Source organism: Nostoc sp. C057 (assembly GCF_013393925.1).
Taxonomy (GTDB): Bacteria; Cyanobacteriota; Cyanobacteriia; order Cyanobacteriales; family Nostocaceae; genus Nostoc; species Nostoc muscorum_A.
Window position 1 is genome coordinate 7,153,906 of record NZ_CP040281.1, and the last position, 23,343, is coordinate 7,177,248.

The window sequence follows — 23,343 nt, forward strand, 5'->3', positions numbered from 1 at the left end:
TCACTTAGCAGATGTAAATTAATATTTGCAGAAGTTAAATACTGATTCATAGTTAAGAATTGTAGTGATTTTTCGGAACAATCACACAGAATTAGTTATCTATGTAAATAAACATAGTTAAATCCAAACTCTAGGTAAAAAATAGTCATATAGCATCCTTTATTTGTCTTGGCATTGCCAACTCAAGAAGATATGCAAAGTTTTGTTAGCTATAACTTGTGAATTTTTTATTTTAAATTACTAAAAAATATGATTATCAGATTTTTACTCCGTTTGCACTATAAAATTGTCTATTTCTTCCTTAGCGTCCTTGGCGTACTTGGCGGTAGCCTGCGGCAAGCCGTTCGCGTAGCGTCTCGTAGAGAAGCGTCTACGTTAAAAAAAATTAGCCATTCCTCACGCCAGAAGAGAAGGATACAGTTTCTTCTTCTCTTTACATTCATGCTAGCGATGACAGGGTGTAATTTTTTTGGTATCAACTCAAGTAAAGAACAACTCCCAGCAGTATCCCCACTTACACCACCAAAATTACCAGACTGGATTGAACAAATTAGTCCTATTGGCAATGCAAAACCTCTCAACCAAATTCGCATCCGTTTTAAAGAAGCTTTAATTCCAGTTGAAAGTCTTGATAGTCAAGAACAACAGAAAATATTAGAAAAATTTGCCCTTTGGCCGCCTTTACCCGGTCAATTTCGCTTTTTAACACCGCGTATGGTAGGTTTTCAAGCTGAGAAAGCATTGCCAATAGCGACAAGATTTCAAGTCACTCTCAAAGCAGGTTTAGCTGATTTAAAAAATCATCGCCTAGATAAAGATTTACCTTGGACTTTTAATACTGAATCTATCAACCTGACTAATTTACCCGGTGTCAATCCCATTGAGAAGGCTGATATTGAACCCATTGATTTACAACCAAAGCTACAGTTTACTTCCAACGTAGAATTAAATTTAGCTTCTGTACAAGAAAAATTACAGTTAATTCCCGAAGGGAAAAATAAGGGTGTAGGCTTCAAAGTCGAATTAAATAAAGAAGAAAAACCAGTAAAAAATGAAGAAGATCCTTTAGAAAAATTTGACCCTTCAGCCCGCAATTGGATTTATAATCTTATTCCACAGCAAAATCTCGAAAAGGCAACCCCTTATCGCCTAGTCTTTTCTCCCGGAATACGTCCTGCTTATGGCAATCTCCCTACAGAGAAAGAATTTGCCAGTAAGTTAGTCACTTATTCACCTTTAGCATTTCAGAAAATTAACTTTTACGGACAGCCAGATTCAGGTGGAACATTCGGACGATTTATTAAAGGCAGTCCCCAGCTAGAATTTAATAATGTCTTATTGGCCGATTCAGCTAAAGAAAGTATTACTATTAATCCAGCACCAAAAGACATTTCGAGAATCATCCAAATAAATGATGAAGATAAAATTGTCGGCATCAATCCTTATGCGCTAGAACCAGCTAAAACTTATACAATTACTATCAGCGAAAATCTCAAAGATAAGTTTGGGCAGACTTTGGGTAAACCTGTAACACTTAAATATGATACTGGAGATTTAGCCGGGGATATCTGGGTACCATCAGATTTGAATATTTTCCCCACAGATAAAAATTTACAGTTAAATATTACTACCGGAAATCTGCCAGAATCTAAATATAAAGCAGCTTATCGAGCAGTTAAACCGACAGATTTAGTTTATTTTAATAATAGTAGTGATTTATTACCACAACCATCTGATTGGCAAAGCTTTAAGGTATCGGGTAAGAAGAATCAATCAGTTGATATTGCTGTTCCTCTGCGGGAAAAAATAAGTGCAGCTACAGGAATGTTAGCTTATGGAGTGCAAGCCCGCACTAATAAATATCAGGAAAATGGTAAGGAACTGTGGCGAGAACCTACCACTTATGGCTTAGTTGAATTGACGAATTTGGGCGTATTTACTCAGTGGTTCCCTGATTCAGGCTTAATTCGCGTCAATCATCTGACAGATGGTTCGCCAGTTCAAGCGGCGGCTGTGGAAATTTATCAATCAAAATTACAAGCAAAATCTCGCCCAGAACCAGTACCTTGTGCAACTGGTAAAACTGATGAAAATGGAATTTTTAGAATTGTTCGTGAAGGATTACAGCCATGTTATTCTGGCAATGAAAGTTCTAGCAAATCACCACAATTATTAGTAATTGCCCGTGAAAACCAAGATTGGGCATTCGCTAGAACGGAAGAGTATAGCGGCGTTTATGGCTACGGTATTGATGCAGGTTGGCAAGATAGTAAGCCAGAATCACGCGGGGTAATTTTCTCAGATAGGCAGTTATATCAAGCAGGCGAAAAAGCTTGGTTTACTGGTTTTGCTGGCTTCTTGCAAAATGGCACAATTCAACAAGATAAAAATGCCATTTACCAATTGACTTTAGTAAATCCTGATGGACAAAAGACCAGCTTAGGTACACAAACTACAAATGAATTTGGTACATTTTCTCTGGAATTGCCAATCAAAACTACTCAGCGCTTAGGCTACCATACAATCCAAGCGAAGGGTAAAAATGGACAAGAACTTTCTGGTGAATTTCGAGTGGCTGAGTTTAAGCCACCAAATTTTAAAGTCGAACTGAACTTAGATAAAGAATTTGCTTATATTGACGATAAAGTTGATATTAATGCTACCAGTAATTATTTATTTGGTGCGCCTGTAGAAGGTGGAGAAGCAAAATATTTTATTACTCGTCAACAGACTAATTTTATACCCAAAGGTTGGGACGAATTTACTTTTGGTCGGCAGTGGTTATGGCCAGAAGAATCTCCTAGTGTCTCTAGTGATGTGTTGCAAAATAATACCCAACTAGATGCTAATGGTAAAAGTAGTCAAACGGTGAGTGTGGCTAAAGATTTGCCATATCCCATGACTTACCAAGTAGATGTGCAAGTTGCAGATGTTTCTAATCTGTCTGTAGCGAATTCCAAAACTTTTACAGCCTTACCGAGTAATCGTCTAATTGGGTTAAAAAGTAATTTTATTACTGATGCTGGTAAGGCTTTTCCTATTGATGTGGTTGTTACCGACCCTACAGGAAAACCGATAACAGGTCAACGAGTACGCCTGGAACTACAAGAGATTAAATACAGCAGTGTCACTCAATTAGTTGAAGGTAGCCGAACGGCAAAAAATCAAGTTGAATATAAAACTGTCGGACAAGCAGAAATTACATCTGCTAGTAATCCCCAATCGGTAAATTTGACAGCACCGGAATCTGGTTCATACCGGATTAGAGTTAATTTTAGCGATGCAAAATCCGAATTAAGTGCCACAGATTTACAAATTTGGGCAACTGGAGAAAATCCTGTATTTTGGGGTTCGAAAGAAAAAGATGTCTTAGAACTTAAATTAGATAAACAAGAGTTTAAACCTGGTGAAACTGCTACTGTACTAATTCAATCTCCCTATCCAGATGCAGAATTGTACTTTGCGGTGATTAAAGACAAACCCCTTTATCAACAAATTACCAAGGTTCAAGGAAGCGCACCACAAATTCAGTTTAAAGTTACACCAGAAATGCTGCCCAATGCTGCCATTGAAGCTGTATTAGTAAGACAAGGTAAACCCATCAGCCAAGTAGAAGTAGGAACTTTAGATAACTTGGTGAAGATTGGTTTTGCACCTTTTAAAGTTAACTTAGAAGATAAGTATTTAAAACTGCAAGTTAAGCCAGTGCAAGCATCATTAGAACCTGGTGCAGAAGAAACAGTACAACTGGAACTGAAGGATAATCAAGGAAATCCCACCAAAGGACAGTTTACAGTCATGGTGGTAAATGAAGCGGTGTTACAACTTTCTGGTTATCGTCCGCCAAATTTGGTGGATACAGTTTATGCAGAACAGACAATATCTACCCGCTTTAACGATAATCGCGCGGATGTTATATTACAACCGCAAGATGTAGCTAAACCAAAAGGTTGGGGTTATGGCGGTGGTTTCTCTACTGGTGCAGCGAATACTCGCACTCGCACCGATTTTAAAGCCTTAGCTTACTACAACGCTTCTGTTCTCGCCGATGCAAATGGTAATGCACAGATAACTTTTAAACTCCCGGATGACTTAACTACATGGCGGGTGATGGCTGTAGCCACTGATGGAAATCTGCGTTTTGGCAATGGGGACGCGACGTTTATCACAACCAAGCCACTGTTAACTAATGCCATCTTGCCACAGTTTGCCCGTCCAGGCGATCGCATTCTCGCTGGTTTATCTGTCACCAACAACACCGGGAATACAGGAAATCTCTCAATTAATGGCGAACTTAGCGGTACGGTGAAGTTTGCTGACAAAAACCCCACAACGACTGCATTGCAAACCAAAGCTGAATCTGCAACTCATGCTTATCGCTTTCCAATGGTGGCGGATAGCGTCGGAGTTGGTAAGGTTCGCTTTACCACTCAGCTAAATGGTACAGCTGCAGATGCTTTTGAAGTTCCTTTAGAAATTAAGCCAGTTGAAATTACAGAACAAGTCGTTGAAACTGGTGTCACCGAAAAAGAGGTGAAAATTCCTCTGAATGTTGATAAAAATACCTTCCCTGATGCGGGAGGTTTAGATATTCAGTTGGCGAGTACTTTAATACCGGAGATTCAAGCACCAGCAAAGCAGGTTTTAAAGGATAATGATTTGCCGTTTACAGAACCTGCTGCAAGTCAATTAATAATTGCGGCTAATTTGCAAACTATCGCCCAAAAATATGGCCAAACTTTCGCAGAATTTAATCCTAGCCAACAAGCTAATTTAGCAATCGAACAATTACAAAAACTCCAAATAGCCGATGGTGGTTTTGCTGCTTTCCCCGGACAAGAAAAATCTGACCCTTGGGTTTCTGCTTATGCGGGTGAATCTTTGGCTAAAGCCAGTCAGGTGTTTCCTAATTTAGTCGATTCTGGAATGCTGTCTCGCCTCAAAACTTATCTGCAAAAAGTTCTAGCGAATCCTGGAGAATACGATTTTTGCAAACAACTACTCTGTAAAAGGCAACTGCAAATTAATGCTTTAATCGCCTTATCAGATTTAGGAGATAAACGCAATACTTTTCTCGCAGATATTTATGAACAGCGCAATAATTTTGATTTAGTAACTCAAATTAAACTAGCGCGATATTTATCTCAATTCCCAGAATGGCAAGATGAATCTCAACAATTAGTAAACAAGCTGCAACAGAATATCTCTGAAACTGGCCGCACAGCAGTTGTGAGTTTACCCAGCAGTTGGGGATGGATGAGTTCATCTACGACGACGCAAGCGCAAGCTTTACGCTTATTTATTGCCAAGAAAAGTAAACCCGAAGTTATAGATAAGTTATTCCAAAGTCTTCTCGCATTGCGCCGGGATGGTACATGGCAAACTAACTATAACAATGCCCAAGCATTAACAGCTTTGGTAGATTATAGTCAACTGCAACCCACACCGCCGAATTTTGTTGCCACTGTGCAATTAGCAAGTAATAAGTTAGGAGAAAATCGCTTTGATGGCTACAAAAATCCTAGCTTACAACTAATTGTGCCGATGAATCTATTACCTCGTGGTCGTAATGATTTAACGCTGCAAAAAACAGGTAATGGCACTTTACACTATCTGGTTGCTTATAATTATCGCTTGCAGGGAAATCAACCAGGCAGATTTAACGGGTTACGCATAACGCGAGGAATTAGTCAAGTAAATGAAGAGAAAGTTTTACAAAAAACGGGGATTTACGCTTTCGATAAACCCTTGACTTTAGCTTCTGGACAGGTGTTTGATATTGGTTTAGAAATCATCGCCGATCGCAGCGTGGATCATATAGTAATTAAAGATCCTTTACCAGCAGGTTTTGAGGCGGTGGATGCAAGTTTCCAAACTACTACGGCTGCATTACAAGCAAAAGCCGATAGCTGGGAACTTGGGTTTAAGAATGTGTACCGCGATCGCATTATCGCCTATGCTGACCACCTGGAACCAGGAGTTTATAGCCTGCATTACTTAGTCCGTTCTGTCACCCCTGGTACATTTTCCTGGCCTGGTGCAGAAGTTCACCTGCAATATGCACCAGAAGAATTTGGGCGTACTGCTGAGTCTACATTGATATTGGAGGATGGAAAATGAATGATTTTTAATCATTACATTGTAATTGAAGCATGAAAATTTGAAAGGAGCGATCATGCGATCGCCCACACCAACCACCTAAAACCAGGTGTATATTGGCAACCTGTTATACAGTAGATGCTGCGCTGTTAGAATAATGGAAAGTTCACCACATAACAAGCAGCATCTGGTATTACCTTTATGAGTAATTTCAGGATTTCTCTGGTGGTTCCTCACCAATGAACAATGCTTTTTTACTGTGCTTCAACTGTTTCCAAAGTGCTTTAATTTGTTTGTAAGCATCTTCTGGTTCAAGCTTTCCAGATGTTTCTAGACTGGTAATATAGCTAAGGGGCTTGCAAGAAAATAAAATACCAGTCATTCTAGAAGAATAGGAGGCGCGGATCTGCCCGCGTTTGCTCTGAATTTCTAGAATTGGAATCACAGGGTTCATGCTTACCGACACCATAAAATCTACCTTCAAAGATGCAGCCAAGAAACTAACTGGCAGCTGTAAAAGAGACTTCATGGCAAAAGTTACTGAAGATTACTTCGATAGTTCAGCACGCATTGCAGAAACAGTTTTAGGATGGAATCGCTCCTGTGTACAACTTGGCTTGCATGAACGGCGGACAGGGATAGTCTGTGTGGATAACTATCATGCAAGGGGACGACATAATAGTGTTGAGATTCTGCCCAATTTAGAAGCAGATATTTGTTCTTTGGTAGATGCTCAAGCCCAAGCAGATCCAAAATTTCAATCGACCTTTCTATATGCTCGTATCAGTGCCAGAGCGGTACGAGAAGCATTAATCAGTGAAATAGGTTATGACCACAGTCAATTGCCGTCTCGTCAAACTCTGGGGAAGATTCTTAATAGCTTGGGGTATCGCCTAAAAAAACACAAAAAACAAAGCCCTTGAAAAAGATTCCGCAAACAGATGCCATTTTCGACAATGTGTTTCAGGAAAATCAGGCATCGGATGAGAATCCCAAATCGTTGCGAGTCTCTATCGATACTAAAGCCAAGGTGAAGATTGGCAATCTTTCCAGAGGTGGTAAAGCTCGGACACTGGAAGCAAAAGCTGCGGATGACCACGATACACAGTGGGAGGCAGTCTTAGTTCCTTTTGGCATTCTCAACACACACAGTGAAAAGCTTACGATTTACTTAGGTCAGTCGGCTGAAACCAGTGATTTTATTGTCGATTGTTTAACTGCTTGGTGGTATGAGAATCAACAGGATTACCAAGATTATGATGAATGGGTGATTGACCTTGATGGTGGTGCAGCAACTCGCAGTAACCGCACACAGTTTATCAAACGTATGGTTGAACTGTCTCAAGCAATTAATTTAAGAATCCGACTGATTTACTATCCTCCGTACCATAGCAAGTACAATCCCATAGAGAGGTGTTGGGCAGCCCTAGAGAACTATTGGAATGGCGCAATTCTGGATTCGATTGAAGTTGCCATCAAGTGGGCTTCCAATATGACTTGGAAAGGGATTGCACCCATTGTTCACCGTGTTGAAGCAACCTATGAAAAAGGAATCAAGGTTCTCTCACAAGAGTTAGAACACTACCAAACCTTCTGGCAACCTTCCGAAACTCTACCTAAATGGGATATCACAATTTTCCCCGTTTAATTGGTATCTTATTTTCTTGCAAATCCCTAACTTTGTGAGCAAATTCTTGAAGGTTGGCATTAAATACTAAATTCTCTGGCTTAACTTGACCATAATAGCGACTACGAAGGTAAAGAAATTTGTTTTTGTCGTTAATATTAGACTCGTCCATTACTTCACCCCCAATAAGTGACTTTTAGCAACGATAATCACAACAAAGATCGCTTCAATGAAGAAATTGCCGCAATTATTGTGAACGATGAGTGAGTCTAAAAGGGAACACAAAATAAATTATACAGCAACTAGCTATTTATTAGCTGTGATGATAGTAAGACTTTTGAATCATGCACATTAAGCTTAGACTATACCAGTTTCTGGTAATAATGTTGCAAGATTGATTGGCTCTAAGCTTTCTATGTCCTCTGGATTAGCCTACAGCAAGCCGCTTCTAGGGTTGAAGTTGCTCATGAAATAATATAGGCGTAAACTAAATTCCCCTGCTTAACACTGGGGAATTATGTTAGGGCGATGTCCATCTCTCTCCTACCACCATTTGCCCAATCATCGCTGCAATAACTCCAGCACACCGAAAGAACATCGGTAGTTATACAAGAGATACAACCCAACTTTAAGGTAAAGAGTCAGTTGATGTTATTCCTGACTGCTGAAAATTCTGAATAGGAATTTCAATTTGAAATTCAGTTCCCTTACCTAATGCAGAGATACAATTTAGTTTTCCCTGGTGCTTTTCGACAATAATCTGATGACTGATTGATAACCCTAAACCAGTTCCTTGACCAACAGGTTTAGTAGTGAAAAAGGGATTAAAAATCTGTTCCTGAATCTCTGACTTCATACCAGGGCCATTATCTTTGATACTAATTAAAAGCCTCTCGTTGTCTACAACTAAAGTTTTTATTTGAATAGTTGGTATCTTATTTGCAGACTGCCAAAATTGCATATTATCCTTTAAGGCATAAATTGCATTATTGATAATATTCATAAAAACCTGATTCAACTGGTTGGCATAACAACTAATCTTAGGCAGTTGACCATATTCTTTAACTATCTGAATATCAGGTAATTTATTTGGTAGCGTCAACTGATGATTTAGAATCATCAATGTATTATCTATGCCTTCATGAATATCTACAGATTTAATTTTTGCTTCATCTAGTCGTGAGAAGTTGCGTAAGCCCAGAACAATATCTGTAATTCGCTCACTACCTGTACTCATAGATGCCATTAACTTAGGCAAATCGTCACACAAATACTCTAGTTCGATAGATTTTATTTTGGTTTCTATGGTGGGATTTATTTGGGGATACTGCTCTTGAAAAACCGCAATTAAATCTAGTAAATCATTGATATACTGATTTGCATATCTGAGATTACCAGCAATAAAACTCACTGGATTGTTAATCTCATGGGCAATGCCTGCTACCATTTGTCCTAGACTTGACATTTTTTCACTATGAACCAGTTGAGCTTGTGTTTTTTGTAAGTCTAGCAAAGCCTTTCTTAATTCCGATGTTCGTTCTAAAACCTTTCGTTCTAACTCATTGTTAGCCTTTTGTAACGCTGCTGCGGCTCTGTAGGTTTCTGTAGCAATACTGGCAATATGGGTGGCAGTTTTCAGAATTTCTAGATGATGCTGAGTTGGATGACAAGGAAATTTATGAGATATAGCAAATGTCCCTAAAACTTCACCAGTTTGCGAAGTAAAAGGTGATGACCAACAAGCTCTGATGTTATAACTCAAAGCGAAATCTCGGAAATCAGCCCATAAAGGATCATTAGCAATATCGGTAGCAAATACTGAATCTCCTCTATGAGCAGCAGTACCACAAGAACCACAACATTCACCAATCATCAAACCATCAACACCCTTAGCAAATTCTTCTGGGAGAGTAGGTGCTGCTCCTCCCCGTAACTGCCGCTTGTCTTCATCTACAACTAAAATGGAGCAATATGCCCCAGGTAATTGTTGCTCTAGCAAGATACAAAGATTGTTAAAAATTTCATATAGGTTGACTCCAAACGCAACTTGTTCTAAAACTTGGCTTTGAGTGTAAACTAACGCTTCTGAACGCTTGCGTTCAATCGCTGTTGCTAAAATATGGGTTATAGATTGTAAAAAATGAACATCATCTGAAGAAAAAGTTCTGGACTCAGTAGCATAGACTTCTAGCAAACCTAAAGGCTTACTCTCACCCGGAATTAGCACACTCAAACCAGTAACGCTATCTGGCGGAGAAGGAATAGTTAAATCATCGATCTGACAATTGGGTGTGTTACAATTAACAACTAGCTGAGTATTATCCAATAATTTTTGTACTTGCTGATTAGTTGTGACATTAATATCAGCAGAGTCTGTTTCTAAAGGTTTCTCCCCAACACTAGCTACTTGACGCAAAGCATTACTATCTGAAAGTACTTGCCAGATTCTACTGTATTTAACATTGAGTATTTGAGCAACTAAACTAACTGTATCTTGGAACAAATATGATAATTCTAGTCCTGACAGTGCTTTTTGCCCAAGTGCATTTACTGCGGATTGATAGCTGAAATTCATCGAGGAATTATCAAAATCATGCCAGTTATTGTTTGACTGAGTTGTTTTGCTTGATGTCTGTAAATTTAAGTTCATAAACGGATATATTATTTGTTCTGCGTATCTAATAGTTCCCTAAAAAACTTAGAATATCTATCTACTTTTCAAAACTTTAAGATAATGGAATATTTATAAATCAAAGATAAAGTAGGTTAAGCACATCTAAAATAATCTTGACAAAAGCATTTGCTCATGTGTGAAAACAATAATCAGATTTATCTTTGATAAGCTGTTCCACATTTAAATTGCATATACTGGGCGGGCAGGATGCCCACCCCACAAGAGTTATATTTAATTCGATGATGCAAATTAGATGTTTTTTAGCTTATGATGTCCGGTTAATTACTGTTGATATGTTATTGCTTTTGCCCTTGGCCTATCTTCTCCGCAATAAGAAGGGTACAAAACAAAGTAAGCAGTTAAAGATTTAGCTGGCACATTTTCAGATTCCGCACAAATCATATTATTTTACAACTACCCATTGCGTGACAGGTGCCATTGCCCGCCAGCCCAAAAATTTCCCAATAGGTTCTGCCCGTTGAATAGCAACACGAGTTAAATCGCCACCGACTTGTTTATGCCATTGAAATAAAGTTTGCTCACCCTCTACCGTCACCACATTTGCCACCAAACGCCCACCTGGCCGCAGTGCTTCCCAGCAAATATCAAAAAGTCCCGTTGCTGTCACTCCACCACCAATAAAAATGGCATCTGGTGCTGGCAAGTCTTTCAGGGCATGGGGCGCTTTCCCTTCAATGATTTGCAGATTTGGAGTACCAAGAGTGGCGGCATTATCGGCAATATAGAGTAGTCTAGATGAATTTTGCTCGATCGCGATCGCCCGACATCGAGCATTACTCCTCATCCATTCAATAGAAATTGAGCCACAACCCGCGCCAACATCCCACAACAACGCTCCCGGTGTGGGTGCTAAAGCTGCTAGGGTAATTGCCCTAACTTCACGCTTTGTTAACTGTCCATCGTGGTGGTAGGCGTTATCTGGTAATCCTGGTAATCTTGGTAAAGGAATAACCCCAGCATCAGCAATACAATAAACTGCGATCGCATTCAACGCAGCAATTTCAGTTTCACTCCAAGATGCAGCCGTACCTTCTACAATTCTTTCATGATTGCCGCCCATACGCTCCAAGACGGTAATTTTGCTGCCACCATAGCCGCGATTTGTCAAAATTTTCGCAACAATGGCGGGTGTGTCCTTCCCTTCGCTCAAAATCAATAGTCGCGCTTTTGGGTAAATGTAAGACTGGAGTAGGGAGGATGGACGACCATTCAAACTCAAGGTTTCTACCTCAGTTAAAGACCATCCCATCCTGGCACAAGCAAGGCTAAAAGCTGAAGATGCGGGGATAATCGACATTTCAGAAATGGGAATTCGCTGCATCAAGGTGATACCAATGCCGTAACACATCGGATCGCCGCTTGCGAGTACGCAGATTGATTGACCCCGACGCTGGATGATTTCTTCTACAGAAGTGCTAATGGGAGATGTCCAGACTAGTTTCTCACGCTCATCGTCTGTAGGGAGCATGGATAAATGGCGATCGCCTCCGACGATTACTTTAGCTTGATCGACTAGAGAACGAGCGATCGCGCTTAACCCCTGTAATCCATCTTCCCCAATGCCGACGATAGAAAGCCATTTCTCTGCCATACTAATTCATGATTAATCCTTTATCGATTTATTGAATTTCTCATAAATTTTAAAAATAGTGAACACTACTACTTTCTTAAGCTACTTTTGAGGGTTAGTAGTAAGGACTTCAGTCTTTATTTTTCAGCACTCAATTCCTTACTAATAACTTGCTTACTTGATCACTGTTAAACGAGCGCTGCTGTTGCTTTCACAGCAAAAATCTTCTCAATCACATCTTCTACAACCTTATCTGGCGTGGAAGCACCAGAAGTGATTCCCACGACAATTTCACCATCTGGCAACCAGTTTTTTGTACTGATTAACTGTCCATTTAGTTGTCGATGTTCTATAGAATCTCCTGATTTAATCCGATCAACAGTATCAATGTGATAAGAAGGTATTCCTCGCTCAAAAGCAATTTGTTGCAATTGAGTAGTATTGGATGAATTAAACCCACCAATTACTACCATTAAATCCAAGTTATGTTCCACCAATTCCAACATTGCATCTTGGCGTTCTTGGGTGGCATCACAAATAGTATTGAAGCTTTGGAAATGCTGATTTAACTCTATGGGGCCATACTTCTGCAACATAGTCCGCTCAAAAAGCTTCCCAATTTGCTCAGTTTCGTCTTTAAGCATCGTAGTTTGGTTAGCAATCCCAACTCTTGCTAAATCTTGATCGGGGTCAAATCCTGCTGAACAAGCTTTAGCAAATTTTGTCAGAAATTCTTCACGGTTGCCACCATTGATAATATAGTCAGCAACATATTGTGCTTCTTGCAAATTCAAAACAATCAAATACTTGCCAGCAAAGGAACTAGTAGCGACTGTTTCTTCGTGCTTATATTTACCGTGAATTATTGATGTATAATCGATTTTTTTGTGTTTTTCTACTGTATTCCAAACTTTAGATACCCAAGGACAAGTTGTATCAACAATTTTGCAGCCTTTATCGTGAAGGATCTGCATTTCTTGAACGCTAGCCCCAAAAGCGGGTAGTATCACTACATCACCAGTGCCAACAACAGAAAAGTCTTTATTCTTTCCTTCAATGGGGATGAATTCTACTTCCATCTCCTGCATTCGCTGATTTACAGAAGGGTTATGGATAATCTCGTTAGTAATCCAGATGTGTTCTGTGGGAAAGTGCTGACGAGTTTCGTAGGCCATGGCCACAGCCCGTTCTACACCCCAGCAAAAACCGAAGGCTTGTGCTAGTCTGATCGTCACATCACCCCGTTGCAGGATGTAATTGCGATCGCGAATTTCTTGAATCAAGTTACTCTGATATTCAGATTGCAACTGGGTAGCAACTTCTGCTTGATGACCAAAGCCCTTGCGATTGTAATTTTCTGAATGTTGCAGGCTGCGCTTAAAAGCTTTTGTATCCATTAGATTTGTCTACTTCAACCACTATTTTTTATTTTCTCGCGCCCAGACGAGATTTATACACAGTTGTATTCAAAAATATTATCAGAGAGGGGGAAAGGGAAAAGGATAAGAGGTAAAAGGATTTAATACCTTTACCCTTTACCCTTTAACCTTTTCCCCTCTTCTTCTTGCTGGGATTTTAATTCGATTTCGCCATAAATCTGCAATGCAGAACGCCAAACTATATAGCCTTCGGGACTTAAATGTAAGCCATCAGTAGTAAATTCCCGGCGGAGATTTCCTTCCTTATTGGTAAACAGGGGATATAAGTCAAGATATTTGACACCTTTTTTGGTAGAAATACTTTGCAGTTGCTGATTCAACCCCTGAATGCGACTATTGGCAACAGCTAGAAGTTTATCTCGTCCTTTCCAGGTTGCTTCCTCTGCCCCATGTGGCAAAATCGATTGCACAACAATTTGCGCGTTGGGATGCCTCTTTCGGAGGTAATTGATAATTTGCCGCTGATTATCTAAAATTTCCTCGTTGCTCACTCCACGAATTAGGTCATTAATGCCAATCATCACAAAAATGACTTCTGGTTTGCTGCGGTCAAATATTTTCAACCTGTTTAAGAGTCCATTACTGGTTTCGCCAGAAATCCCTTGATTGAGCCAAGTTTTACCTTCGGGTAATAACTCAGGGGGAAACCATAAACTCAGAGAATCACCCGCCAGGATAGTTAAATGCGGAGGACGTTGGTCAGCAGCGACCTTGGCTTCTTGCTTGAGAATTTCTACCCACTCTTGGTAAGTGAGTTGATGACGGCGACCCAAATCAGGTGTAGCAATTTGGGTTGAGTTGTTCAGGTTAATTTGTTCTGGGGATGTAACTATCCCAAAAAAAGCGGCCAATTTCTGCTGTTGCCAAATTAGCAGAATGACCGCCAACATTAGGATGCCGTTGGTTAACAGCGAGAAAAATGCCCAGATAGGAAAGGTTTTTGCAGAAGTAGACACGACTAGCGAAATTTACCAATTATTTGAATCAAATTTTAACGCTAGCGATCGCAAATTACACAATCTTAAATTCGGGAGTGGGGAATGGGGAGCAGAGGGAGACAAGGGGACAAGAGGTGAGAATTTGAAACAAGTCTTTCCCCTTGTCCCCAATTCTCCTTGTCCCCTTGTCCTCTTCCCTATTCCTTATTCCCACTAAACTAAGTCGGACGATCGCCAAATTCGGAGTTGTAACCCTCTTCGCCGTGTTCGTTGATATCCAAACCTTGCAATTCTGCTTCTTCTTTGACACGCAGACCGACTGTAGCATCGATAATCTTGAGAATAATCCACGTACCAACACCTGCGATCGCGTAAGCAATGGCAATTGCTACTAGTTCAATTCCCAATTCACCAAAATTACCACGTAGCACTCCGTCTTTACCTCCGCCGTTGACTTGAGTTGTGGCAAAGATGGCCGTTAAAATTGCCCCCACTGTACCACCAACGCCATGCACAGGATAGGTATCTAAAGCATCATCAATTTGCAGCTTATGCTTGAAACTCACAGCATAGAAGCAAACAAAGGCGGTAATGAAACCAATTAAAATCGCTGATAGCGGTGTCACAAATCCGGCGGCGGGAGTGATCCCTACTAAACCAGCAACGGCTCCTGTAGCCGCTCCTACGGCTGTCGGTTTACCTCGTAAAACTGCTTCCATAATTAGCCACATTAAAGCTGCTGCCGCCGCCGCCGTATTGGTGGCAACAAAGGCTGTTGTTGCTAAATTTGTTGTTAAGTTACCAGAAGTTCCACTAGCAACACTTAGGGCACTCCCAGCGTTGAAACCGAACCAACCAAACCAGAGCAAGCCAGCACCCAGCAAAATGAAAGGAACATTGTGCGGCGGACTAAGGCGATCGGGATGGGTTTTCCGAGGGCCAAGGACGATCGCTGCTACTAGAGCAGAAACCCCAGAACTAATATGAACCACTGTGCCACCTGCAAAGTCGAGGGCACCTAATCCACCAGCTAAACCCAAGAATCCACCTTTCGCCCATACCATGTGGGCTAGAGGGGCGTAAACAAAGGTTGACCACAGCAGTACAAACAGCGAATAGGCGCGGAAACTCATCCGCTCAACGAGCGCCCCAGAAATTAAAGCTGGGGTGATAATGGCAAACATGGCTTGATAAATCGTGAATGCCTGGTGGGGAATCGTTCCGGCATAAGAGACTACATCAGCATATTTGGGGTCTGCTGCTTTGAGCGCATCTTCATAAGGCAGGTGCGGCAAGTAGCCTTGAGTCTCTAAACCGACACCGTTCAACCCAAACCATTGCAATCCACCGATGAAAGGCAACCCTGGTGCGAAAGAAAGACTATAACCCCAGAGAATCCAGGTAACTCCCACGATCGCCATCAAGACAAAGCTCATCATCAATGTGTTTAGGATATTGCGCGATCGCACAAATCCACCATAGAAAAACGCCAATCCTGGTGTCATTAGCAGCACCAATGCTGCTGAAATCAGCATAAATGCCGTGTCTCCAGTATCAGCAGCAGGCGGGGCAGCAACTGGTGTTTGGGCAAAAGCATTACCCATTAGCGGCCCTGCCAAAAACAGTAGGGTGATAGCCCCAATCATCACAACTTTCTTCAACACTTCTTTTTCTTCCTAAGCACCAACGATTTGTATCCTTAACTACATTTGATTACTTTTGGCTACACATTTTTGTCTTAAAAGTTACTTAACTTTTATTTTCTGGAAATGTTAACAAAAATATAATCCTGATTGTAGTTGCCAAAATAGAAACAAGAGTGTAACGATGCAATGATTGCATCTTTTTGTGCAGGATAGCATTTTATGCAAGCGCTACAAAACTCCAAATTTTTAGTTACTTACTGTTACAAAACAAGATACTTGTAAAAATTGATAATTATTATCAATTTTCAGAAAATTTGTACAAATTTATCATGAATTCTCTTTATCTCTACGCATTTACGCGGGAGATATACAGATTGTTGCTTATCTTCGGCTGGTTATTAAAAACCTTGGCGATTTTTTGTCAGCTTATTATGTGTTTAGGGAATTCCAGCAAAAGAAACATCCCATCTCTAGATAGCACAGATGTGCTATCCAAACAAATGTATAAATAATTTTGGATAATTTATTTTTTGTCAGTCTCTGAAAAGCGGGTAAGTAGGTAGGTGGGAAAATTTACAACTATGTAACGAAAGTTTAACCAGAGCCATTAGAGCCAAATTTAATACGTTTTGTACTGTGGTTGCCTTTTTCTCCCCTAGCTTTAACGCCATCAATCACCGCGTAAGCAAGGTCTAACTCATCATCAAATATTTGCCCACATAATTCATCTTTTTTCAGGTGCTGCCACTCCAATTCAATTGGATTCATCTCGGAGCAGTATGCAGGCAAAAAGAAGATGTACAAACCCATCTGTTCCCACTTTAACCATAGTTTTTGCACTTCAAGACATCGGTGTATCGGTCCGTTATCCTGCACAATTACCCTAGTGCGCCCGGTTTTTTGAGCTTCCGTCGCTTCAATTTCCATCATTTGAATGTAAGATTTACGACTAACACCACCAATAACTAGACCGTAAATAAAGCTGATTAAAGGTTGAAGAAACCCGATAATACTTAATCTCCGACCACGACGCTTGGTTTGCTCTAAGCGTTTTTGCTCACCTCTAAAGTAATAGGTGTAACCTGGTTCACTCCACACACAGAATCCTGATTCATCTAGATACTTTAGGTCTATTTCTCCGGTAGCTGCGGATAATTCCAACATATCTAGGTCTGCTTGTTTCTTCGCTCTGACTACGGGGTCTTGTTTTCTCTTGTGGCTCTTCTTGGCTCGCTTCCAATAGACCCCCTTTTTTTGAGTACCCGTCTTAATCTGTCGGGACTCAATTTTATGTGGCGCTCGCTTTCTAATTTCCGGGAGAGTTGAAAACTATTGTATGTACGTGGTTCTTCTCTGAGGCATTTTTCCAACAATACTATGTCCTCCTCCTTCCACTTCGGTTTTCCTCCTCGACCTGGTAATTCCCAAAGCCCTTCTATACCTAACTTCTGCCATTTATGTAAGACTTCTCTTACTGTTTGAACACTCCAGTCAAAGTGAGCAGCTATTTTTTCTACGTACCAACCATGCGCGTTTAATCTGATTGCCTCTGCTCGATCTTTAACTTTCTGTGGTACATCCACAGTTCTCAGGTTTAACAGGGTTTGGTCTTGCTCACGCGTGAGGAATACCCTTAAGCGAGCGCCCATAACATTTGTTACCTCTGTAAGTACATTTTCCGTATTTATTTATCTTAATATAGTTGGGTTTTTTCCCACCCACCTACTTATTAGAAAATTTATTAATCTAGAAGTTCTACTTAAGGTCTGGGTGCAAACATGATAATGAGAACACTCACTAAAGCTAAACATGCTCCTATGAGGTCGTAGCGGTCTGGAGTTACACCGTCTACCTTCCAACCCCAAAACATTGCTATTGCGATAAACACACCACCGTAAGCAGCATACACTCTGCCAAAATTTGCCGATTGAAGAGTTGCAATAATCCCATAGAAAGTTAAAGCAATTCCCCCCAATATGCCCCACCAGAACGGCTTACCTTCGCGCAGCCACAACCAGATTAGGTAGCCTCCTCCAATTTCAAATAAACCAGCCCACAAAAAATACAGCAGAGACTTAATCATTTGACAAATTTATCCATCAGCTAGAACTCAGTGAAATTACGCTAACGCTTTTAACTAAACTATTGTCATTAATTGAAGTAAGTTTATTGACCTGGGCATTGGCATTGGATATTAGGTATTAGGCATGGTGGGCAATCTCCTTGTCTCCCCTTTAATCTCCCTCATTTCCCTGCTTCTTCCCCAGCCCCCAGAATGTAGATAAGGCTTAAGGATGAAAGCACCATTACCTAATAACGAAATACAGAGAATTGAGACACTTTTGGAGTATAAAATTCTCGACACACCATCTGAAGCTGCCTTTGATGACCTCACCCGTTTAGCCTCGTATATTTGTCAGACTCCTATTGCCTTAATTAGCTTAATTGATACAAATCGCCAGTGGTTCAAGTCAAAAGTCGGTTTAGATGTCTTAAAAACACATCGAGATTTTGCATTCTGTAGCCATGCTATTTTACAGCCTGACGTTTTTGTTGTGCCTGATGCAACAGATGACAAAAGGTTTGCTACCAACCCACTGGTTATATCTGACCCAAATATTAGATTTTATGCTGGTGTACCTCTGACTAACCCTGAAGGATATACTCTAGGAACCCTGTGTGTAATTGATTATGTACCACGAGAACTTACTCCAGAGCAGATAGAGGCATTACGAATATTAGGTCGTCAAGTCATCAAGCAACTGGAATTGCGCCGAAATTTAGCAAGTTTGGTACTTGTTACCAAGAAAAACAAACAGACGCAGAAGGTAAGCAAACAATTTTTTAAAAAGATTGCAGCAGGTTTTGGTATCGCGTCGGTAATTTTAGTTTTGATTGGTGTAGTTTCCTATCAAAATACAACAGTATCTACTATTAATCGCAGTATATTAAAAAATACTTCTCAAAAACTCAACAGTTTAGAAGAACTACTGTCTCAAATAAAGGATGCGGAGACTAGGCAACGTAGTTACATTATTACTGGAAAGCAAACTTATCTAAAACCCTATCAAGAATCACTTGCCAATGTCGAGCAAGAAATTGCCAAACTAAAGAATTTAAGCACAGAGCAACCAAACCAACAAAAACAAATTGCAACGCTTGAAATTCTAATTGCAGATAAACTTATTGAACTAAACCAGACTATCAACTTACGCCAAAAAAAGGGAGCAGAGGCGGCGTTGCAGGTAGTACTGACAAATAAAAGTCAAAATCTTATGGATGATATCCGCAAGGAGATCAATGAGATAGAGAACGAGGAAAGGGAGCGGCATCAGCAACTTTCACAAACAGCAAAAGCTTGGACTCGCAAAACAACTGTGACAATTGCGATCGCTATTTGCCTAAGTTTTATTGTTCTGACTGTAGTTTACTACTTCATTTATCATGAGGTAACAGAGCGCAAAAGGACAGAAGAAACCTTAAATCAAGAACGCAACTTTATCTCAGCAGTTGTTGATACAGCCAGCGCATTAGTAATAGTTCTCGATTCTCAAGGGCAAATTGTTCGTTTCAATCAAGCTTGTGAGCAAATAACAGGTTATTCCTTCGATGAGGTGAGGGGTAGGTATTTCTGGAACTTGTTCCTACTTCCTGAAGAAGTGGATTCAGTTAAAGCAGTTTTTGAGGAATTGCTAACTGGTAGAGGCTTTCTGGAGCATGAGAACCATTGGGTAATGAAGGATGGCAGTCGCCGACTGATTGCTTGGTCGAATACCTTCTTAAAAGACTATGAAGGATTGGTGGAATACATTGTTGGTACTGGCACTGACATCACTGATAGCAAACGAGTACAACAGCATTTAACTGCACAATATACTGTAACCCGCGTTTTGGCAGAGTCTACCACAATCAACGAGGCTAACCCCCGAATCCTGCAAGGAATCTGCGAGAGTTTAGGATGGGATTTAGGTGAAATTTGGATGGTCGATCGGCAAGCAAATGTACTGCGTTTTCTTTCCATCTGGCATAAAGCATCCCTTGAAGTGCAAGAATTTGAAGCACTGAAGCGGCAAACCACTTTTATAGAAGGAATTGGACTACCTGGGCGTGTTTGGGCTAGTTCTGAAGCTGTTTGGCTTACTGATGTCGTCACGGATCTGAATTTTCCTTATTTTAAAATCGCGGCTCAATTAGGACTACACTCAGCTTTCGGTTTTCCAATTCGGACTGGTAACAAAATTCTGGGCGTGATTACTTGCTTCAATCGTGAAATCAAACCTCATGACCAAGATTTAGTCAACACGATGAATTCTATTGGTGAGCAAGTGGGCCAATTTATTCAGCGTAAGCGGGCTGAAGAGGAATTACAACGCCAAAACTTGCGATCGCAACTTTTTACCGAAATCACCCTCAAAATTCGCCAGTCTTTGCAAATCGAAGAAATTCTCGAAATCACTGTCAAGGAAGTGCAAAAGATTCTCCAAACTGACCGAGTTTTAATCTATCAGCTTTTACCAGATGAGTCTGCAACCTCCGTTGTTGAAGCAGTAATTTCTGGCTTACCAGAAATCAAAGAGCAAAATATCACCGCCCCTTATTTACGAGCAGAATACCTGCAACAGTACTATCTACAAAAGTACCGTCAAGGAGAGATTTTAGGACTGGCTGAGTTAGATTTACTCGAAGTCCAACAAAGTGACCTCAGATTAATCCAACAGTTTGGGGTCAAAGTCAACTTTGTTGTACCTATTTTAGTCAAAGAAGAACTTCGCGGTTTGCTCATAGTCCATCAGTGTGATGATTCTCACCAATGGTCTAGTTTTGAAACTCATCTCTTGCGGCAAATAGCTGACCAAGTAGGCATTGCTTTAACCCAAGCTCAACTTTTAAAAGCAGAAACTCGTCAGCGAGAAGAACTTGAAATTGCCCGTCACCAAGCGGAATTAGCTTCTCAGACTAAAAGTGCTTTTTTGGCAAATATGAGTCATGAAATTCGCACTCCCATGAATGCTGTCTTGGGAATGACCAGTTTGGTTTTAGATACTCCCTTAAATCCAGAACAACGAGATTTTATTGAAACAATTCGGATTAGTGGAGATGCCCTTTTAAGTTTAATCAATGAGATTTTGGATCTTTCCAAACTTGAGGCCGGAGAAATGGTTCTCGAAGCTCTAGATTTTAACCTATCCACTTGTGTTGAAGAGGTGGTGGAATTATTGGCTCCATCAGCCCATAGTAAGGGGTTAGAAATTGCTGCACTACTTTATAGCAACGTCCCTACCCACCTCAAAGGCGATGCTAGTAGGTTACGGCAAATTCTGATGAACCTAATTAGCAACGCTATTAAGTTCACTAACGTTGGTGAAGTCGTAGTGCAAGTAGAATTGCGATCGCCTTTGGCAAAGCCATCGCTTTCCTCCACAACAACCACTATCCATTTTGCCATTACAGATACAGGTCTTGGCATTAGCCCTGAACACCAACACAAAATCTTTACGCCATTTACCCAAGTGGATGCTTCTACCACTCGCAAGTATGGTGGTACCGGTTTAGGATTAGCCATCTGCAAACAACTGGTGACTTTGATGGGAGGAGTCATTGGTGTGGAAAGTCAGAGGGGGAAAGGATCTAAGTTTTGGTTTGAGGTGCCTTTTGTCAAACAACTTGAACCTGTTTTGCCAAACTCCGATAGCTTCTTGCCTGCAACACGTTACACGAAGGTCAAGAGCGAAAGCGGATTTTTGAACAATCGCCGCTTGTTAGTGGTAGATAGTAATGCTACTAATTGCAAAATTATCTATCATCAAGCTACCGGTTGGGGAATGCAGGTAGATCAAGCTGACAGTATTGCTGCTGCCCTCGAAGCTATTCAGGAAGCTTGTGAGCGTGGTAATTCTTATGATGTCGTCTTGGTTGATATGCAAATGGCTCAAACTTCTGGCATAACTTTAGAAGAACAAATTAAAGCCAATTCTGCAATTGCTAAGATACCTTTGATTATACTCACCTCTATTAATCAACGCACCCAATTGCAACGAGCGCTCAAAATAGGATTTGCTGCTTATTTAGTCAAACCCGTTAAGCCGTCTCGACTCCTTGATACCATTATGACTATTCTAAAAACTCAGCCTCAACCAGAAGAAGGGGCTAAAGGAAGAAGGCTAGAGGCTACCACAAAAATCTCAAGTACAGAAACTTCCAGCATTCTTACTTCCTCTGCACCTAACCCCTCTACTCAATTCCAGTTAAGAATTCTCTTAGCTGAAGATAATTTGGTGAATCAAAAAGTCGCTCTGAAGCAACTTCAGAGTTTAGGCTACAAAGCCGATGTTGCTGCCAATGGAGAGGAAGTTTTGCAGCTATTAGAAAAAATTCCTTATGATTTGATTCTAATGGATTGCCAAATGCCAATTCTTGACGGTTTAGAAACCACAAAAGAAATTCATCGTTGGCAAGAAGACGCTTTTGCTCTGCGTCGTCGTCCTGTGGTGATTGCGATGACGGCCAATGCGATGAAAGAAGATAAACAAATGTGTCTCAATGCAGGAATGGATGACTATCTGAGTAAGCCAGTGTTTAAAGAAAAATTGGCTACCACTCTAGAGCATTGGACAGGCGTTATCCTCTCAAAACAAGAGCCAGTTGTTGAAGAACAGACAGTTTCCACCACAAACAACGACACAATTAACCTAGCAATTGATTGGGAACACTTGCATCGGATATCGGAAAATGATGGAGAATTTGAATTAAATCTATTGCAAATATACCTTAAAGATGTTGAACCCCGTTTAGAGATAATGAGTGCAGCGATCGCATCTGATGACTTTGGGCAAATTGCGCGAGAAGCTCATCACCTTAAAGGTGCTAGTGCCAATGTTGGAGCCACAGCTATGTATCTAGCAGCTGACAAACTAGAAAAGTTAGCTTACGAGCAAGAGCTTAGAGATGCTACTAACTTAGTTTTAGAGTTAAAAGAATTTGTCAACTCTATGCAAGACTTTTTAACAAGAAAGAGTTCAGTCTGAATTCTGTACGAGTAGCCGATAAATATGTGAGTTTAAGTCCTACACTAAATTAATTTTTAATTCTACATTCTTTTTAATTATAAATAAAGTAACAAATAACACCTAACTTACTTATCAAAAATAATGAGGTATTAATTCCAAATTAATATAGAAAAACAGCCTTGATACAATCGTACCAATAAAAAATTGTATAAAAAACTTTAGCATTTACAGAGAGAAAGCTAGCATACAATCTTCCTACATCTCCAGCAACTTTAGCTGATATAGTAGCGGATACCGTCATTACTTGGCGACTTATCATTAT

11 protein-coding genes and 1 pseudogene are annotated in these 23,343 nt (G+C 40.4%); 3 read left to right on the forward strand and 9 right to left on the reverse strand.

Annotated elements, in window-relative coordinates:
* The first annotated feature begins 441 nt into the window (after positions 1-441).
* On the forward strand, positions 442-6,120 hold the full coding sequence (locus tag FD724_RS30315; protein ID WP_179075678.1) for an alpha-2-macroglobulin: 5,679 nt from the start codon (positions 442-444) through the stop codon (positions 6,118-6,120).
* A 190-nt stretch (positions 6,121-6,310) separates the two neighbouring features.
* On the opposite strand, the gene FD724_RS30320 is transcribed toward FD724_RS30315, so the two are convergent.
* The gene (locus tag FD724_RS30320; protein WP_179075176.1) at positions 6,311-6,553 is read right to left on the reverse strand and encodes a hypothetical protein; all 243 of its coding nucleotides are present in this window, start codon (positions 6,551-6,553) and stop codon (positions 6,311-6,313) included.
* A 73-nt stretch (positions 6,554-6,626) separates the two neighbouring features.
* Between FD724_RS30320 and FD724_RS40430 the strand changes: the two are divergent.
* A pseudogene (locus FD724_RS40430) lies at positions 6,627-7,747 on the forward strand (ISAzo13 family transposase).
* Here the strand turns inward: FD724_RS40430 and FD724_RS30330 are convergent.
* From FD724_RS30330 to FD724_RS30365, 8 genes are all read right to left on the reverse strand, one after another.
* Complete coding sequence (locus tag FD724_RS30330) at positions 7,728-7,898, reverse strand: hypothetical protein (RefSeq protein ID WP_179071159.1); 171 nt, start codon at positions 7,896-7,898, stop codon at positions 7,728-7,730. The pseudogene FD724_RS40430 and the gene FD724_RS30330 overlap by 20 nt on opposite strands.
* A 456-nt stretch (positions 7,899-8,354) precedes the next feature.
* Positions 8,355-10,376 carry an ATP-binding protein gene (locus tag FD724_RS30335; protein ID WP_179075177.1) on the reverse strand — a complete coding sequence of 674 codons (2,022 nt, stop codon included), beginning with the start codon at positions 10,374-10,376 and terminating at the stop codon, positions 8,355-8,357.
* Positions 10,377-10,803: 427 nt separating this feature from the next.
* The gene (gene cbiE, locus FD724_RS30340) at positions 10,804-12,012 is read right to left on the reverse strand and encodes a precorrin-6y C5,15-methyltransferase (decarboxylating) subunit CbiE (RefSeq protein ID WP_179075178.1); all 1,209 of its coding nucleotides are present in this window, start codon (positions 12,010-12,012) and stop codon (positions 10,804-10,806) included.
* 167 nt (positions 12,013-12,179) lie between these two features.
* Positions 12,180-13,388 carry a 4-hydroxy-3-methylbut-2-enyl diphosphate reductase gene (locus FD724_RS30345; protein WP_179075179.1) on the reverse strand — a complete coding sequence of 403 codons (1,209 nt, stop codon included), beginning with the start codon at positions 13,386-13,388 and terminating at the stop codon, positions 12,180-12,182.
* A gap of 131 nt (positions 13,389-13,519) precedes the next feature.
* Positions 13,520-14,386: an SGNH/GDSL hydrolase family protein gene (locus FD724_RS30350; protein WP_179075180.1), complete on the reverse strand. Its 867-nt coding sequence runs from the start codon at positions 14,384-14,386 to the stop codon at positions 13,520-13,522.
* A gap of 200 nt (positions 14,387-14,586) precedes the next feature.
* On the reverse strand, positions 14,587-16,014 hold the full coding sequence (locus tag FD724_RS30355; RefSeq protein ID WP_372726534.1) for an ammonium transporter: 1,428 nt from the start codon (positions 16,012-16,014) through the stop codon (positions 14,587-14,589).
* A gap of 594 nt (positions 16,015-16,608) precedes the next feature.
* Positions 16,609-17,663 (reverse strand): IS630 family transposase gene (locus FD724_RS30360; RefSeq protein ID WP_256874324.1). Its coding sequence is split into 2 segments (ribosomal slippage): positions 16,609-17,268 and positions 17,271-17,663, totalling 1,053 coding nucleotides; the frame shifts between segments, so codons are not numbered across the junction.
* A 110-nt stretch (positions 17,664-17,773) separates the two neighbouring features.
* Positions 17,774-18,097 (reverse strand): YnfA family protein, encoded by a 324-nt coding sequence (locus tag FD724_RS30365; RefSeq protein ID WP_114083153.1) that lies wholly within the window; start codon positions 18,095-18,097, stop codon positions 17,774-17,776.
* A gap of 211 nt (positions 18,098-18,308) precedes the next feature.
* Between FD724_RS30365 and FD724_RS30370 the strand changes: the two genes are divergently transcribed.
* The gene (locus FD724_RS30370; protein WP_179075182.1) at positions 18,309-23,039 is read left to right on the forward strand and encodes a GAF domain-containing protein; all 4,731 of its coding nucleotides are present in this window, start codon (positions 18,309-18,311) and stop codon (positions 23,037-23,039) included.
* Positions 23,040-23,343 lie beyond the last annotated feature (304 nt).